This is a genomic window from Sphingomonas piscis, from assembly GCF_011300455.1.
Lineage (GTDB): Bacteria > Pseudomonadota > Alphaproteobacteria > Sphingomonadales > Sphingomonadaceae > Sphingomicrobium > Sphingomicrobium piscis.
This window is the reverse complement of the sequence record NZ_CP049869.1, coordinates 351,316-364,893: the sequence shown is the minus strand read 5'-3', so window position 1 is coordinate 364,893 and position 13,578 is coordinate 351,316. Positions and strand designations below refer to the sequence as shown.

Sequence of the window (13,578 nt, the reverse complement as noted above, 5' to 3'; positions counted from 1 at the left end):
AAGGCCGTTCGGGGCGACCCGGGCGGCCTTTCGATTTTCTATGCTGCCTTCCGCTTCAGCCCATCGAGCATGGTAAGCGCGACAGCGCTGGCCGCGGCGCACGTGATTGCAGCCGCGAACATCGCCATGTGGAAGCCGCCGAACAAGGCCGAGCCTTCACTCGCAAGCACCGCGCCGAGCAAGGCTGTGGCGATCAGTCCGCCGGTGCGGGCGACCGCGCTGTTGAAACCCGATGCCATGGCGACATGCTGTTCCTCCACGGATCCGAGCACGGAGGAGGTGAGGGGCGCCACGGCGATCGTCATGCCGATCGCCATGACCAGGATCATCGGAAAGACACTAGGCCAGTAGCTTGCGTCTTCGCCGACGCGCAGGGCCAGCAGCATGCCTGCGGCGACCACGGCAGGGCCGATGCTGAGCGGTAGGCGCGGTCCGAGCCGCGCGGCCAAGCCGCCCATGGTTGGCGACAGTGACGTCATCAAGACGGGCAGCGGCAACATGGCAAGCCCTGCCTGCACCGGCGAATAACCTCCGCTGGTGATCAGCACATAAGGAATGAGCAGCATGGCCGCGCCGAATGCGCCGTAGAGGAAGAAGGTCAGCAGGTTCAGCCCGGAAAAGCAGCGGTTCTCGAACAGGGTGAGCGGCATCATCGCCCGTTCTCCACGGCGGTGCTCGGCCCATAGGAAGATGGCTCCGAGGAGCAGGCCGGCGGCAATCGCGAGGATCGCGCTGGTCCCGAACTGGCGGGTCGCCGACCAGAGGGTCAAACCATAGGTGAGGCCGCCGAGACCGGCCGTTGCTACTAAGGCACCCGGATAGTCGGTGCGGCCGGCGCCTTTCTCGTGGCTTTCGGACACATACCGAGCGGCAAGCAGGATAGCGCCGAGCGCAAGCGGCAAGTTGATATAGAAGATGGCCGGCCATCCGACCGAGCCGACCAGCCACCCGCCGATCAGCGGTGCGATGGCGGCGGCTCCGGCGCCGGCTGCAGCCCAGATGCCGACGGCGCGTCCGCGCTTCTCACCTTGATAGGCGGCGTTGAGCAAGGCCAGGCTGTTGGGCAGCAGCAATGCGGCGCCGACGCCTTGCGCGGCGCGGGCGGCAAGCAGCACCGGCAAGCTTGGCGCGAGTGCGCATACGACCGAGGTCAGCGCAAAGATGCTGGTGCCCACAAGCAGCAAGCGCTTGCGGCCGAAATGATCCCCGAGCGCGCCGCCCAGCAACAACAAGGCCGACAGGGGCAGCAGATAGGCGTTCATCACCCACTGCACGTCCTGCGCACCAGCGCTATAGCTGTCGCGGATCGCCGGCAGGGCGACCGACAGGACCGAGCCTTCCACGAAGGACAGGCCGGAGGCGAGCACACAGGCGAACAGGGTCCAGCGGGGATCGCTCCGAACCCCCGGCGGTGCCCCGTCGCGAGGGCTCAATCGACGGGGTCGCTGTTGACCGGCTTGGGCGTACCGGCGGCGCGCTCCACGTTCAGTGCGGCCTCAACCATCCGTTCCCACATGTCCGCATCGCCTGCCGCTGCCATTACCTGGTCGGGCTCGCGAAGGGTGCGGAGGATCGACAGCGCGTCGTCCACATGGTTGTGCCATTCCTCGTCGACACTGGGGCCCGCCGAAGGATCATCGCCCTCCGCATTGCTGCTGAGCGCGCGGCCGGCAAGCACGCGGGCGATCCGTTCAACAAGCGTGAGACTGGAAACGGGCATGGTCATTCCTCCTGTTTTGCCGGCTTAATGCTTTGGTGTGCCCCCGGGTTGCCGCACCGGTCCGCGGAGCAGGCGCTTCAAGACGCGGCGGGCGGTGAGCACCAGCCACAGCGAAAGGATGACGAGGATAAGGGCAATCAGCGCGGCTGCGACAGGATTTGCAATGGCAAGCGCCAGCAACCCGCCCGTGGCGACGTCCTCCGCGGTCGACACAAGGATGTTCGAGAAAGGCTCCGGGCTGGCATTCACCATCGCTCGGGCGCCGGCCTTGCCGGCGTGCGACATCAGCGCCGCGCCGCCGCCGAGCAGGAAGCTTGCAACCTGCCACGTGGGATCTCCGGAATCGACGATTGCAAGCGACAGCAGGGCGCCGCCGAGCGGCCGGATAATGCTGTGGACCGCGTCCCAGGCGCTATCGACCCAGGCCACCTTGTCGGCGAAGAACTCAGCGACCGCGCCGGCAGCGGCAATGCCGATCAGCCAGTTGTTCGCAAGCACGTCGAGCCCCGCGAGCCGCTCGGGAAGGTCGATCCAGCCGAGCTTCATGCCCAGCCCGACCACGAAGGTGACGAGGTAAAGCCGCCATCCTGCCAGCAGGCTGGCCGACGAAGCAAGGGCGATGAGCTGAACGGCGTCCACGGCAGCCTAACGCGCGGAACGGTGAGCGAGGTTCATTGCGGCTTCAGAACGGAGCCAGCGGCGGCTGGATGTCGGACGCCCGCTGCAGTTCCATTCCCGCGGCCTCCAGCCTGGTCATCAGGGAGCGAATGATGTCCGACCTGTTTCGCGCGATACGGTCGTTGTCGCCGGATCGGTCGTCATACACGAGCTCGTGGCCGAACGCGCCGGAGCCGATGCCGGTCAGCGTGCAGCGGACCAGCCGGCAGTCCTTGTTGTCGCGAACGGCCTGCGAGGCGAGGTCGGCGATGGTGTCGAGCTTGTCGCTGCCGGTTGCCGCAACGGCGAACAACACGGTCATGCGCCGCGACTCCGCCTGCGCAAGGTTGTGGATCTCGCGTTCCAGAAGCTTGGTGTTGGCCATGATTAGCTGTTCGCCGGTGAGCGCGCGAAGCCTCGTGGTCTTCAGGCCGATGCGCTCTACCGTGCCGGTGCTGTTGTCGTAGCGGATCGTATCGCCGCGGCGGAACGGCTTGTCGAACAGGATGGCCAAGGCGGCGAACAGGTCGGAGAAGATGCCTTGCGCCGCAAGGCCGATGGCAATGCCGCCAATACCGAGACCGGCCACCAGCGCAGTTACGTTCACGCCCAGGTTCTGGAGGATCAGAATGATCGCGATCGCAAACAGTGCGACGCTGACCAGCACGCGGATGATCGCCATCGCGTTGCCGATGGTGCCGCCGCCATTGTCCTCCGCGACCTTGCGAGAGATCAGCCCAATGACGAGCTCGCGGCCCCAAACGGCGCCTTGAAGCGAGGCTGCGACCACGAAGGCGATCTCGAACAGCCTGCCGATCTTCGCCGGCGGCTCGGCGTAATTGGCGACGATCTCCAGCGCCGCGACCACCATAAAGCCGAGGCTGGTCTTGGCGAGCACCCGGCCGATTACCGACTTCCAACTTGTACAATGAGGATCGCGCGCCGTGATCCGGCGACCCACTTGCCGTAGGACGAGCATGATCGCGACCAGCACCGCGGCAACGATCGCCCCCAGCAGCAAGGCATCCAGGTTCGCCGCAAACCAACCGAGCATTTTGTCGAGCCGCTTCATCGACGCGGGCATGGCAAGCGACGGCGAAGCGATCAAGCTGCCTCAGCGGTTCCCGGTGCTTCGGCTGCCTTGCGTTTGCGGCTCCGCTTCCCGCCCCGGGCCAGGAACTCGAGCAGTCCGACCTCGGCCGACGACAGCCACTTGCGGCCGCGGGGCCGGTCCATGCCGTTCAGCGGGTCGCGGGCATCATTCTTGACCGCATCGAGCAGTTGCGGGTGGACATAGGACTTGCGGCTGATCGCCGGGGTGTTGCCGAGTGCTTCGGCCACAGGCTCGACCACCGTCTTCACCGTGATGCGCGCGTCGTCCGCCTTTCTCAGCAACTGCTCAAGCGCGATCACGCTGGCGCCCCAAGTACGGAAATGCTTGGCCGTGAAGTCGCCACCGGTCGCTTCCTTGATGTAAGCGTTCACGTCGCCGGAGGTGATCGGCCGCGCCTCACCGCCGTCATCCAGGCACTGGAACAGCATCTGGCCGGGCAGTTCCTGGCAGCGCTTGACGATGCGTTTCAGATTGCCGTCGGTGATCTTCACCTCATGCACGATGCCATGCTTGCCGGTGAAGCGCATGGCGAGGCTGCTTCCCTTGCGCTTGAGATGCCGATTGCGAAGCGTCGTTGCGCCGTAGCTTTTGTTCGACTTTGCATATTGCTCGTTCCCGATGCGGATGTGCTCCGTGTCGAGGAGGCGAACGACGGCGGCGAGCACATTGTCGCGGTCCAGCTTGCGGCGTTTGAGATCCTGCTCAACCTTCTTGCGAAGCTTGGGCAGTGCCTTGCCGAACTCCAGCAGCCCTTCATATTTGACGGCGTCCTGCGCCTCGCGAAAATTGACGTGGTAGCGATATTGCTTGCGGCCGCGGGCATCGACACCCGTCGCCTGCAAGTGTCCGTCCGGGTCAGCGCAGAACCAGGCGTTTTCATAGGCGGGGGGCAAACCGACGGCGTTCAACCGATCAATTTCGTCGCGATCGGTGATGCGATTGCCTTCCGCATCGAAATAGGCCCAGTAGCGGCCTTGGCGTTTGCGGGTGATGCCGGGCTCGGCGTCGCTGGAATGGCGTAGCATGTTGAGAGAATGAGCCGCCGGGTGCGCGGTTCCGGTGCGAGGAACAAATGACGTTGAAGGGCAAGCGCATCCTGATCATGGCGACGGACGGTTCCGAGGAGTCGGAGCTGTTCGGCCCACGCGAAATCCTGCTTGGCATGGGCGCCGAAGTGAAGCTTGCAGCGCCGGGGAGAAGCCCCATTCAGGCCACGGTGCGCGATGATCCGGGCCGAACGATCCGGCCCGACCTGCTGGTCGCCGACGCACGGGCGGACGAGTTCGATGCGCTGGTGCTGCCGGGCGGGGTGATCAACCCGGATGCGCTTCGAACCAATGCCGCGGCGATTGAGTTGATCAGGGCGTTTGCGGCGGCGGGGAAGCCGGTGGCTGCAATCTGTCACGGGCCATGGCTGCTGGTGGAGGCCGACCTTCTTCGCGGACGGCGGGCCGCATGCTGGCCCTCGATCGCCACGGATGTGCGTAATGCCGGTGCCACCGTGGTCGACGAAGCTGTGGTTGTGGATGAAAACATCGTGACCAGCCGCAAGCCGGACGACGTTCCTGAATTCACGCAAGCCCTGGCGGAATTGCTGGCCAGCTAAACCGCCTCGTAACGATTATTGTCGTAGCGTCGCTCAGATGGGCACGGCGACAACGATTGAGATCACCCTTGATTGGATCGCCGCCGCCTGGCTGTCGGCTGCGGTCGCAATTGCCGGCTGGATCGGCGGAGCGCCGCTCGCTGTCTCTGGAACAGCCGCATTGGTGATTGGGGCCTTGCCTATCGGGCACTTGCTTCGCTTCGAAACGACAAACTTCCATTGCGGCCATTCGACCTCGTGGATGCCGGCTGGTCGGAGGATAGGCCGGAGGAATTGCTGCTGACCGCAGAGATGATGGTGATTCCAGCCGCGGACGAGCTGATACTCGACGATGTCCTTGCGGCCGTAGAGCCCAATTCCCGCGTCGTTCAGTTGTTCGCCGCGCCTCCCATGCCAACCGCCGGTGAGCTCAAATTGCGTATCGATAGGCATTTGCAGCAGGGCAGGCGGGAGACCCTCCCAGTATCCCCGCCCGATGCTTCGCAAGCCTTGTACGATGCGCTTGCCGACCTTCGCCGCTCACTCGGCTAATCAATCGCCAATCGTCAGTGCCTCGAGCGAGACTTCGATCGAACCGTCGTTGCGAGCCTGCGGTGCACCCGTAAGCGCGATGTCGGCAACGATCTGACCGGGGATGGTGAATTCCGCTTCTTCGATTCCGTCCGTCAGCCGTGCGACTACCGCCGGCGCTTCGGGCCCAGGGACGCGTAGGCTGACGACGTGCCGCTCCCCCATTAACGTTAATGATTGCCAATCCGTTGAACGCCAGTCGGTAAGCAGAATCCTATCACGTCCGACTTGCGCCCGGTTCAGCAGAGCACGCAACAGCGCGGATGCTGCTGGCGACATCGGAAGGCGCATCATTGCACTTGTTCCAGATAGGCGCGGACCCGCTTAACTGTCTGCGGGCGTGGCTCTCTTCCCCGTCGAAGGTCGAAAACGAACCGAGGATCGCCGATCGCGTCGCGGCCGAATCTGGTTGGAGCAATCTGGGACTGGCGGAGAAAACGTTCAACGTCGTAAAGAAGGTGCACTGCGAAAATCCTCGGTCTAGCCGACTCGGCAATCGTTATTTCCCAACGCATTTCCTACTTGTCTAGGTAGTTTCCTATCCTTAAGAGCGTGGTAATGGTGCCGGATCCCAGAACAGTTCTTGAAGGCCTATGTGCGGAAAGGGGCGATGACTTCGCCAGCCTCTCCCGCATGCTCGGCCGCAATTCCGCCTACATCCAGCAATTCGTCCGCCGCGGCGTGCCGAGGCGATTGAAGGAGGAGGAAAGGCGAAAACTTGCCCGCTACTTCGGCATTTCCGAAGCGCTGCTTGGCGGGCCTGCGGAGGCTGAGGCGCCAACCGCGGGCCTTGTTTCCGTGGTCCGAACACCGGTTCACGCATCTGCTGGTCCCGGCGCGATCCCCGACGACGAAACGGGTAAGCCTTATTTCGCCTTCGAATCGCGATGGCTGAAAGGCCTGACCAGCAGCCCCTCCGACAAATTGTCGATCATCCGGGTCGAGGGCGACTCCATGGCACCCACGCTGAATTCGGGCGATGACATACTGGTCGACCTCGGCGACTGCGGCGACCGGCTCCGGGACGGCATCTATGTGCTTCGGGTGGACGATGCTTTGGTGGTGAAGCGGATCGCCATCAACCCGATCCGCCGGCGGGTCACCGTTCAGTCGGACAATCCGGCCTATCCCGACTGGCCGGATTGCGAGATCCGATCGATCAACTGCGTCGGCCGGGTGATCTGGGCGGGGCGGAAGCTGGTTTAGGCGCTGCGGCGCTTGTCGATCAGCCATACGGCAAGGGCAATGACAATGCCCACCGCCGTGCCGATGATCGCGCCAAGCGTCGGCGCTCGCTGAACGATCCCGAAGATCAGCCCGCCGAGAATAGAGAGTGCAAGCAGGCAGCCCCCCGCCTGTGTTGTCCGTCCGTCCATCATAAACCCTTGCCAGAGTGGAGAGGACGGAGCCACCCGCAATCTTGGCAAGCATGGTGAAGGAGGCGTCAACTCCATTCTTGCGCAGTCCGGCAATCACCAGACGGTATCAGCGCTGCCTATGGATCTTCCGTTCATTTCCGGACGGCACGCGCTGAGCGATGCCGACGAGCTGATTGCACGATTCGGCGCCGACGCTGCCGGCGAGGCAAAAACCCGTGCCCGCCGGTCTCGCAGTGACGGCAACGTCCAGCGTTTCTGCCACTGGCGACAGATCGAGCGGGTCATAACGCTGCTGACAGGCGACGAGGCGACCGGAACGATCCACTAAGCTCCCAAGGTCGGACTGGCGCCGTTCAGGAGGCGCGGGTAGAGCTAAGACCATGGTCGGGCGGGGAAAGGCGGGCGCACGCGCGCGGCTGTTGTGTGCGGCAGCGACGGGGCTGCTGTGGTGCCTTCCTGCGCTCGCCCAACAGACGGATCCTCTCGATCCGGGGGAACTCGATCCTTCCGCCCCGCTCGATCCTTTACCCGATCTCGGGGTTGATTGGCCCGTCCTCGATCAGTCGCCGGTCACCGCTGAAACACCGGCCGTTCCCTCACCCACACAGGACGATGGCTCGGCTAGCCTTCGCTATGACGTTGCCGTCGAGGGATTGGACAGCCTGGCAGATGCCGACAAGCTGCTGACCGATTTCCGCACGCAGTCGCAGCTGGAAGCGGATCGGCGGCGGACTGCCAATGCAGCGCAGATCGAACGCCGCTCGAACGGCGACGCGGAGTTGCTCGCCGAGCTGCTTCGAAGCCAGGGTTACTATGATGCGGCGGTGGAGCCGCGGATCGAACGTGCGGGGCAGTCTCTTCGCGTCGTTGTCGCTGCCGAGCCGGGTGAACGATACGAATTTGCCGGCGTCAGCCTGCCCGGTCTCGAAGGGGCTGGAACAGAGGCAGGAGCATTGCGGCAGACCTTTGTCATCCGGGCGGGTGATCCGGTGGTTGCTGCCGACGTGATCGCGGCAGGGACTGCCCTGAAGGTAGCACTTGGCGAGCAGGGGTTCGCCCTCGCCGAGGTTGGTGAGCAGGACATCGAGATCGATCACGAGGCCCGGAGGGCGACGTTGACACTGCCAGTTCGGCCCGGACCCCAGGCGCGTTTCGGCACCATCCGCGTTGCTGGCCGGCCTGCTTTCTCGCCCCGTCATGTCCAGACGATTGCGCGTTTCCGCACCGGCGACACCTTCCAGCGCTCCAAGGTCGACGATCTTCGCCGCGCGCTGATCGCGACCGGCCTTGTTGCATCCGCCGAGGTGCAGGTGATTCCCGCTGCGGATTGGCAGACTGTCGACTTGGCGGTGCGCCTTGAGCCCGCTCCGCCGCGAACCATTGCGGGGGAGCTCGGTTACGGAACGGGCGAGGGGCTGCGCGCTGAGGCCAGTTGGCAGCACCGCAACTTCATCACGCCGGAAGGCGCGATCACGTTGCGCGGCATCGCCGGTACGCAGGAGCAGCTTGCCGCCGTGCAATTCCGGCGCAACAATTTCGCGCGCCGCGATCAGGTGCTGAACGTCCAGGCATCGGCAAGCCACCAGGACCGCGACGCTTATGAAGCCAAGACACTCCTGCTCGCCGGCAATATCGAGCGGCAAAGCAACATCATCTGGCAGAAGAAGTGGACCTACAGCCTCGGCGCCGAGGTGCTCGCTACTCGGGAGCGCGGTGCATTCGACCTGTCGGGGATCAAGGATACCCGGGATTTCCTGCTGACGGCTTTTCCGGTGAGCCTGGGTTATGACAGCAGCGATGACCTTCTCGACCCGACGACGGGCTTCCGGCTCAGCGGTCGTTTGAGCCCGGAAATATCCGCGCACGGGGGCCAGTTCGCGTACGGTCGGCTGCAGGTCGACGCGAGCACGTACCAGCCGCTCGGACAATCGGTTGTTGTCGCCGGTCGCGTGCGGTTCGGCACCATCGTCAACGCGGACACATTCTCGATCGCGCCGACCCGCCGTTTCTATGCGGGCGGCGGCGGGTCCGTGCGCGGCTATGGCTATCAGCAGCTTGGACCGCGCGATTCCGATGGCGACCCAACCGGTGGTCGCAGCCTGGCCGAGTTCGGACTGGAAGGACGGGTGCGGTTGAAGGCATTCGGCGGCAACTTCGGACTGGTGCCCTTCCTGGATGGCGGCGTGCTAAGCAACCGCAAGCTCCCGCGCCTTAGCGAGCTTCAGTTCGGCGCCGGCCTGGGCCTCCGTTATTACTCCAGCTTCGGCCCGATCCGGATTGACGTCGGCACGCCGCTAAACCCCCGCAGCGGCGATGGACGCGTGGCGGTGGTCGTGTCGCTCGGTCAGGCCTTCTGAGGTGAGCGAAGCCGCCGTCGTTGCCGACGAAATGCCACGGCGAAACGGGTGGCGGCCGCGGCAGGACTGGCCTCGCCGGCTCGCCAGGGAACTGCTCGCCTTCCTTGTGGGACTGCTGCTTCTGGCGGCAGGGGCCTTGGTGCTGCTCGACACTGCGCCCGGGCACCGCTTCATCGTTGACCGGATCGCCGCGCTCGAGACCAGTTCGGGTCTCCGTATTTGCATCGGCCGGATCGACGGGTCTATCTTCGGAAAGTCGCGCCTGAAGGATGTGGCGATCGCCGACCAAAACGGCGTTTTCCTGACATCGCCCGAGATCATGCTCGATTGGGCGCCGGGGGCATGGCTGTACAACAGCCTTCATGTCGAGGAGCTCACCGCGGCCAAGGCCACCCTGGCGCGGCTTCCGACACTTCGCCCGAGCGCTCGCCGTGGGCCGATCCTTCCCGACTTCGATATCTTCGTCGGACGTCTCAACATCGACCGGCTGGAGATTTCCCGGGCAGTTACCGGGCGTGCGCAGGTCGGCCGAGTGCGCGGAACGGCCGACGTACGCGCGGGCCGGGCGATGGTGCAGCTTGCGGTGATGGTCGAGGGCGGTGACCGGCTGGCGCTGGCACTCGATGCCGAGCCGGACCGGAACCGCTTCGACCTGGATGCCAGGGTCGTCTCGCCTGCAACGGGTGTGTTGACGGCCCTTGCGGGGCTTCGGCGGTCGATCGATTTGACGCTCGACGGTGACGGCAGCTGGAAGCGGTGGCGCGGCGCGGCCAAGCTCGACATCGGGGGCAGTCCGACCGCCCGCCTGGCGCTCGGGGTGGACTCCGGTCGCTACCAATTGGCTGGGGATGTCTCTGCATCGCAGCTCCTTTCCGGCAAGGCCCGGCGACTGCTTGCGCCGAAGGTTCGGGTACGCGGCGGGGGCCGTCTGCGCGACAATCGGTTAAACGGACAGCTCAGTCTTGCATCGCCGGCAGTGCGCGCGGTTGCACGCGGCGGCGTCGATCTCAGCGCGGGGCGGTACCGGGACCTGCGCGTCGGCGTCGATCTGCTGCGACCGGCGGCGCTGTTTCCCGACATGTCAGGGCGGCAGGTGCGGCTGGTTTGGACGCTGGACGGCGCCTTCGACGAAGCGGATTATTCCTATCGGCTTACCTCTCCGTCGGTGCGGTTCGACACGACGGGCTTCATCGATGTCCAGGCGGAGGGCCGTGGCCGCTTCGGGCCCTGGCCGATGCGTGTTCCGCTTCGGCTGACAGCGCGAGGTGTCACCGGGATCGGCGATGCTGCGGGTTCGATCCTCGCCAACGCGCGGCTTGAAGGAATGCTGGCCGTCACACCCAAGCTGATCCGCGGCGAGGACCTCCGCTTTACGAGCGCCCAGCTGTCGGGGAAATTGTCGTTGCTGGTGGATCTCGTCACCGGCCGGTTCGAACTTTTGCTGTCGGGAGGGCTGAAGCGCTACCTTGTCCCCGGTCTCGGCATCGTCGACGTGCTGACCGAACTCAAGGTCGTTCCCGGTCCGGGCGGGCAGGGGTCACGCGTCGTCGGATCGGCGAAGGCGTGGGTTCGGAGGCTGGACAACGCCTTCTTCCTCAGCCTCACCGGCGGCCTTCCCGTCTTGACCACTGATTTGGAGCGCGGTGGTGATGGCGTGCTCCACTTCAGCAACATGCGGGTGCAATCCCCTAAGCTGATCCTGACCGGCTTTGGACAGCGCAGCCGGAACGGCACGTTCCACATCGTGGCCGCGGGAAAACAGGCGCAATATGGACCGCTGAAGTTGATTCTCGACGGTCCGATCAATCGACCCAAGATCGACCTTCTACTGGCACGGCCCAACGAAGCACTGGCGCTTTCGCAGGTGCGACTTCAACTGGTCCCGACGGCCGCCGGCTTCGATTATCGGGCTGCGGGCGGGTCGCGGCTCGGCCCCTTCAGCAGCAATGGGGCCCTTCTTCTCCCGCCGGGAGGGCGACCTACAATCACGATTGCGGCTCTCGACGTCGCAGGAACCAGCGCCAGTGGCGTTCTGCGTGCAGATCCGGGTGGACTAAGCGGTCTTCTCCGCCTCGCTGGTGGAGGGATCGACGGCACCCTGCTGTTCTCGCCGGTCGGCAGCGATCAGAAGATCGAGGCGCATCTCACCGGCCGCAACGTGCGGTTGCCAGGCAGCATCGCCATCGGCGCTGGACGGCTGGATGGCTCGGTCATCGTCGCGGATGGTCGCAGTAGTCTCGACGGCGTTGTGAACGCCCAAAACCTGCAGATCGGCGGCATCAGCCTGGCGCGGCTGGTGGCGAATGGGCGCTTGGTCGACGGTCGCGGCCAGATACGTGCGGCATTCAGTGGGCGTCGAGGCGCCGACTTCAGCTTCTCTACTCTTGCCGATGTCTCTCCGGACCGGATCAGCCTTACCGGAAACGGACAGGTGAACAGACGACCGCTTCAGCTTCGGACAGCCGCCGTGCTCACCCGCAGCGGCGATGGATGGGCGCTGGCACCGACAGACTTCCTGTTTGCGGGCGGGGCAGGAACTTTGTCCGGGCGGAGCGGGTCGCGCCCGGAAGTCCATGCCGAGCTTCGCGGCATGCCGCTACAGATCCTCGATATCGTTCAACCCGGCCTTGGTCTTGGAGGCCTTGCGACTGGACGTCTCGACTATGCTTGGCAGGGAAACCGGAGCGGTCGCATCGATCTTCGGGTTCGCGGCCTCAGCAAGGCCGGGTTGGTTCTGTCGTCGCGTCCAATCGACGTCGGCATTGCGGCGGCCGTTGCCGACGGCAAGGCGGCGATACGCGCCGTTGCCGTCAGCGAGGGACGGACGGTCGGCCGCGCGCAGGCGCGCTTCGCCCCGCTTGGCAGGGGCCCGTTGATTGCAGAGCTGCTGAATGCACCGCTGTTTGCCCAGCTTCGCTACCAAGGACCAGCCGATACGTTGTGGCGACTGACGGGCAACGAGCTGTTCGACTTGTCAGGCCCGCTTGCGATCGGTGCCGACGTCGGCGGTCGATTGGCCAATCCGGTGATCCGCGGGTCGCTTCGAACCAAGGGTGCCCGGCTCGACAGCCCGGTGACGGGAATGGCGCTGACGCAATTGAACGCCGATGCCCGCTTCTCCGGGCCGCAGCTCGTCTTCACCAACCTCAGCGGGCAGACCAGCGGCGGCGGCACCGTGCGGGGCGGCGGGTCGGTGACCTTCGCAGAAGGACGGACGGGGTTGAACCTCAGCTTTGCAGCGGACGAGGCTTTGCTGCTCGACCGCGACGATGTCGCCGCGCGCGTGACGGGGCCGCTTCAGATCCGATCGGACGGACAGGGCGGGACGATCTCCGGCAACCTACGGCTCGACAAGGGCCGCTTCCAACTTGGCCGCGCAAGCGCCGCGGCGGCAGTGCCGCAGCTCCAGGTTCGCCACCGCAACCGGAACGACGGGGAAGTCATCGAAACGGAGGATCTGCGGCCTTGGGCGCTGAAGATCGGTCTCACCGGCAGCAACCTTCAAGTCACCGGTCTCGGGATCGACAGCCGCTGGCGCACGGAGCTGGACATCGGTGGGACGGCCGACTCACCGCGCTTCACCGGCCAGGCCAATCTGGTGCGCGGCGACTATGACTTTGCGGGCCGCAATTTTCGGCTTGAGCGTGGGATCATCCGCTTCCGCGGCGAAAGCCCGCCGGACCCGCAGCTCGACATTTCGGCAGAGGCGCAAGTTCAGGGCATCGATGCGACGGTGCGCGTCGGTGGCACGGGGCAGCGACCCGAGATCACCTTCGCGAGCGTCCCCGCGCTGCCGCAAGACGAACTGCTCTCGCGCATTCTGTTCGGCACCTCGATCACCAACCTGTCGGCACCAGAAGCGCTGCAGCTGGCTGCCGCGGTGGCGGCGTTGCAATCCGGCTCGGGCGGGCTGGACCCGATCAATGCGTTGCGGCGAGCGGTCGGTCTCGACCGGCTCCGGATCATTCCGGCCGACGTCGCAACGGGGCAACGGACGGCGATCGCCGCGGGCAAATATATCCGCCGCCGATTGTTCGTGGAGGTGATCACGGACGGGCAGGGCTATTCCGCAACGCGTATCGAGTATCAGGTCACCCGCTGGCTCTCCCTGCTTTCGTCTCTGTCGACAATCGGGCGGGCCGGCGCCAACGTTCGCGTCAGCAAGGATTATTAGC

General features: G+C 65.1%; 13 protein-coding genes. 5 read left to right on the top strand and 8 right to left on the bottom strand.

The window, feature by feature from the left end; translation table 11 throughout:
* Positions 1–38: 38 nt before the first annotated feature.
* Genes G7077_RS01835 through G7077_RS01815 form a run of 5 tightly spaced genes read right to left on the bottom strand, consistent with a single transcriptional unit; the run spans position 39 to position 4,516 of the window.
* Positions 39–1,433: an MFS transporter gene (locus G7077_RS01835; protein ID WP_166410235.1), complete on the bottom strand. Its 1,395-nt coding sequence runs from the start codon at positions 1,431–1,433 to the stop codon at positions 39–41.
* On the bottom strand, positions 1,430–1,720 hold the full coding sequence (locus G7077_RS01830; protein ID WP_166410234.1) for a hypothetical protein: 291 nt from the start codon (positions 1,718–1,720) through the stop codon (positions 1,430–1,432). Before G7077_RS01830 ends, G7077_RS01835 begins: the two co-directional genes overlap by 4 nt.
* 24 nt (positions 1,721–1,744) lie before the next feature.
* Entirely contained in the window at positions 1,745–2,359 is a 615-nt protein-coding gene (locus tag G7077_RS01825; protein WP_166410233.1) for a DUF4126 domain-containing protein, read from the bottom strand.
* A gap of 43 nt (positions 2,360–2,402) precedes the next feature.
* On the bottom strand, positions 2,403–3,485 hold the full coding sequence (locus tag G7077_RS01820; RefSeq protein ID WP_246167296.1) for a mechanosensitive ion channel family protein: 1,083 nt from the start codon (positions 3,483–3,485) through the stop codon (positions 2,403–2,405).
* Positions 3,482–4,516, bottom strand: coding sequence for a DNA topoisomerase IB (locus G7077_RS01815; protein WP_166410232.1), 1,035 nt, complete (start codon positions 4,514–4,516; stop codon positions 3,482–3,484). The genes G7077_RS01820 and G7077_RS01815 overlap by 4 nt, the downstream gene beginning before the upstream one ends.
* Before the next feature lie 47 nt (positions 4,517–4,563).
* Between G7077_RS01815 and G7077_RS01810 the strand changes: the two genes are divergently transcribed.
* On the top strand, positions 4,564–5,097 hold the full coding sequence (locus tag G7077_RS01810) for a DJ-1/PfpI/YhbO family deglycase/protease (RefSeq protein WP_166410231.1): 534 nt from the start codon (positions 4,564–4,566) through the stop codon (positions 5,095–5,097).
* A 33-nt stretch (positions 5,098–5,130) separates the two neighbouring features.
* Here G7077_RS01810 and G7077_RS01805 read toward each other — a convergent pair whose 3' ends face one another.
* The gene (locus G7077_RS01805; protein ID WP_166410230.1) at positions 5,131–5,529 is read right to left on the bottom strand and encodes a hypothetical protein; all 399 of its coding nucleotides are present in this window, start codon (positions 5,527–5,529) and stop codon (positions 5,131–5,133) included.
* 99 nt (positions 5,530–5,628) lie between these two features.
* Positions 5,629–5,832 carry a hypothetical protein gene (locus tag G7077_RS01800; RefSeq protein WP_166410229.1) on the bottom strand — a complete coding sequence of 68 codons (204 nt, stop codon included), beginning with the start codon at positions 5,830–5,832 and terminating at the stop codon, positions 5,629–5,631.
* Positions 5,833–6,225: 393 nt separating this feature from the next.
* Here G7077_RS01800 and G7077_RS01795 point away from each other — a divergent pair, with 393 nt between their 5' ends.
* A complete protein-coding gene (locus G7077_RS01795) occupies positions 6,226–6,873 on the top strand; it encodes a S24 family peptidase (protein ID WP_166410228.1) in 648 nt (215 codons plus the stop codon).
* Here the strand turns inward: G7077_RS01795 and G7077_RS01790 are convergent.
* Positions 6,870–7,046, bottom strand: a complete 177-nt coding sequence (locus tag G7077_RS01790) for a hypothetical protein (RefSeq protein ID WP_166410227.1) — start codon at positions 7,044–7,046, stop codon at positions 6,870–6,872. The two genes, G7077_RS01795 and G7077_RS01790, sit on opposite strands and share 4 nt — an antisense overlap.
* A 118-nt stretch (positions 7,047–7,164) precedes the next feature.
* Between G7077_RS01790 and G7077_RS01785 the strand changes: the two genes are divergently transcribed.
* The 3 genes from G7077_RS01785 to G7077_RS01775 are packed head-to-tail and all read left to right on the top strand — an operon-like array spanning position 7,165 to position 13,577.
* A complete protein-coding gene (locus tag G7077_RS01785) occupies positions 7,165–7,374 on the top strand; it encodes a hypothetical protein (RefSeq protein WP_166410226.1) in 210 nt (69 codons plus the stop codon).
* Positions 7,375–7,426: 52 nt separating this feature from the next.
* Entirely contained in the window at positions 7,427–9,403 is a 1,977-nt protein-coding gene (locus G7077_RS01780) for an autotransporter assembly complex protein TamA (RefSeq protein ID WP_166410225.1), read from the top strand.
* Positions 9,404–9,434: 31 nt separating this feature from the next.
* Positions 9,435–13,577, top strand: coding sequence for a translocation/assembly module TamB domain-containing protein (locus tag G7077_RS01775; protein ID WP_166412254.1), 4,143 nt, complete (start codon positions 9,435–9,437; stop codon positions 13,575–13,577).
* The last annotated feature ends 1 nt before the right edge of the window (position 13,578 follow it).